Origin of the sequence: Mycobacterium sp., assembly GCF_036488105.1 — a bacterium.
In the GTDB taxonomy this organism is placed as follows: domain Bacteria; phylum Actinomycetota; class Actinomycetes; order Mycobacteriales; family Mycobacteriaceae; genus Mycobacterium.
Genome location: NZ_DASXHW010000064.1, coordinates 1 through 1,972 on the forward strand (window position 1 = coordinate 1; position 1,972 = coordinate 1,972).

3 protein-coding genes and 1 pseudogene are annotated in these 1,972 nt (G+C 63.2%); 2 read left to right on the forward strand and 2 right to left on the reverse strand.

The annotated features are described in order from the left end of the window. The coding region (locus VGH54_RS03565; RefSeq protein WP_331510560.1) for a DUF732 domain-containing protein at positions 1-399 on the forward strand (399 nt) is incomplete at its 5' end. Positions 400-469: 70 nt separating this feature from the next. Here VGH54_RS03565 and VGH54_RS03570 read toward each other — a convergent pair. Beyond that, positions 470-856: a DUF732 domain-containing protein gene (locus VGH54_RS03570; protein WP_331510561.1), complete on the reverse strand. Its 387-nt coding sequence runs from the start codon at positions 854-856 to the stop codon at positions 470-472. 90 nt (positions 857-946) lie between these two features. Beyond that, on the reverse strand, positions 947-1,423 hold the full coding sequence (locus VGH54_RS03575; RefSeq protein ID WP_331510562.1) for a DUF309 domain-containing protein: 477 nt from the start codon (positions 1,421-1,423) through the stop codon (positions 947-949). A 323-nt stretch (positions 1,424-1,746) separates the two neighbouring features. On the opposite strand from VGH54_RS03575, the pseudogene VGH54_RS03580 reads away from it, so the two are divergent. Continuing rightward, a pseudogene (locus tag VGH54_RS03580) lies at positions 1,747-1,972 on the forward strand (antitermination regulator); the annotation flags it as partial.

A 1,972-nucleotide genomic window follows, 5' to 3' on the forward strand; every position in this document is an offset into this window, starting at 1 on the left:
GTCATGCGGGTTGAGATCGGACGAGACATCGGCGTCAATCTGTACGAGGATGAAGCCATGCGATTCCTTGTCATGCTTGCGGGCTTCGCCGCCGTGCTCGGGGTGGCCACGCCGGCACAGGCTGATCCGGGCAATTCAGGGACCGACGCGAGCTTTCTGGCGGCGCTCAACAAGGCCGGCATCACGTTCCAGGACCCAGCTGTCGCTGTCGCCGTCGCCAAAAATGCATGCGCACTGATGGACCAGGGCAATCCCGAAGCTGGTGTCATCAAGAGCGTGTCGTCGAGCAATCCGGGATTTACCGGCGACGGCGCCGCCCAGTTCACCATGATCGCGGCGAGTGCTTACTGCCCCCAGCACATGGGGCAACCGGTCAAGCAGGCCGCGCCAACTCCCTGACCGCCGCAGCAACAGCCATTCATCGACTTTCCGATAATCACACCGGGAGCCGGGTGGGGGGCTCAGTGACTTACTCGTACGGCGGAAGCTCGCCTTGATGGCGTGGGCAGTAGACGTCCACTGATGCGGTGATGAATCTGATTGCGGTTCTTCTAACGCGGTCGGGATATAGGTGTAAACGCGGATTTTCCGCATACCCACGGTTCATCTCGTCGTTGACCAAGGTGTCGACCGGGGTGCCGCCATTGAGTTCGCCACAAATTTGATGGGCTCGGGCGACGACACCAGGCACCTCACCGTCATCGACGGGCGGAATCTGTTCTTGTTCGAGCAGCGCCACAAACTGATCCTGCTGGCTTGGGTCGGCGCCTGCTGCACCAGCGCAAATAACTGCGGCGGTAAGCACCACCGCGGCGCTAACCAGAGCGTCTGTAAGGCTGGTGATGCCGGTGCGCACGGCAGTCCACCCGTATGCCCGGGCGTGTGGTCGTGGCCGCGGGCCGTGAATGGCGATGTGTTGGATGGTGATTGACCCTTCTGTGTGAATCTAAGGTTTCGTCAGCGCCGGGCGAAGGCGCGGCGGTGAGACCTCGGCGCATGCGGCAAGGTCGTCGACCAGCGCAGCGGCCCAGCCGACTAAACCGTCGACGTCTACGGAGTGCGGCGCCGGATGCTCCACCTCGCTCAGGCGGCCGGTCCCGCGCCGAAGCAGAGTGTTCGCACCGTCGCGGTTGCCGCGCTGGACGTGGGTGATGCCGACTGCGAGCTGGGCCAGGCCTTGCCAAAGCGGTCTCTCGTCGTCCGGGCCGTTCTTCCACGCGGCCTCGAGCACCTCGTGCGCATTGAACGCCAAGCCCTGGTTCAACAGATCCTGGGCGTAGGCGAGGGATTCGGACGGTGACAGTTCGAGATCGTCTGGGATGCGGGGCACTCCCTCGCTGCCCGGCGGAAGGAGTCGGCCCAGGGCGTCGCGGGGTCGGCTGTTGCGAGGCCGGCCGGATTCCTCGCGATCGCGTTCGGCCATGTGGCTCATTAGACCGCTAACGATACTGGGTCTTCGGATCACGCCCGCCAATTCGGGACCTCACCTCCGGCCTCTGCGGTGTCGCGCGGCCGAGTGAGCACCATCCGTCCCAGCCTCGGCTCGATGCGACAGCCAAGTCGCGCCCGTTGCTTCCATTCCACGGGGTAGTGGGTCCATTCGATTCGGATTAAATGACCCTTGCTCCCCTGATGAAATCTATGCTTACTGCCGGACGCTCACGTCCGCGGTTTGTGTGCCGACCTGGTCCACGCACAAACCGCGTCCTTATCCGGGGCAGTACTCGACAGCGGGAAGTCAGAAAAATGGCTGACAGCAGAAACCAGGTTGACCAGACCACGGTGGATCGGTTGGCGACCGATGACGATCACCCCGCCACCGACGGCCATACAGTCCGCGTGCTGGACAAGGCTTTGCTTGGCGGTGAACCGCAGCGGGTCGGCAGATTCGAATACCGATACGACAGCGACGCGTGGACGTGGTCGGACACCGTCGCACGAATGCACGGCTATGAGCCCGGCGAAATCGAAC